The sequence below is a fragment of the Catenulispora rubra genome (assembly GCF_015356825.1).
GTDB classification, from domain to species: domain Bacteria; phylum Actinomycetota; class Actinomycetes; order Streptomycetales; family Catenulisporaceae; genus Catenulispora; species Catenulispora rubra.
In genome coordinates this window covers 1-384 of record NZ_JAACYW010000825.1, presented here as the reverse complement: position 1 = coordinate 384, position 384 = coordinate 1, and the positions used below count along the sequence as shown (strand labels likewise).

Genomic DNA, 384 nt, shown 5'->3' with positions numbered 1-384 from the left:
ATGCAGATGTCGATGCGTCCCAGTGCGCTGAGCATCAGGCGCTGCCAGCGCGCCCTTGTCGATGAGTACATCTGTCTGTGCATCGGTGTAGCCCGATCCACCATCGTATTTGATCTTGTACGTGTCGCCGTACCCCATGCCGTTGGTGTCGGTGTGACCAGGTGTGAAGCAGATGATCATCACGGGCGCTTGCGTCGTGCGGTAGGGCAAGCTGGCCAGTTGGCTCTGCGGCACCGAACGCGGGTCAGCACTGGGCCATACCGTGACGTTGTCGAAGTTCTCGATCTTCCCCTTCAGCCCGTCGTCCTGGCCGAATGTCGAGGAACAACCCTGCCAAGACCTCAATAAATACGACATATACCAAGAATCCGGCGATCTTCCACC

At 58.1% G+C, this 384-nt stretch carries 1 protein-coding gene; it reads right to left on the bottom strand.

Going from position 1 to position 384, the window contains the following annotated elements:
* A partial coding sequence (locus GWK61_RS55590; RefSeq protein WP_194922419.1) for a hypothetical protein occupies positions 1–357 on the bottom strand: 357 nt, incomplete at its 3' end.
* Between the last annotated feature and the right edge of the window lie 27 nt (positions 358–384).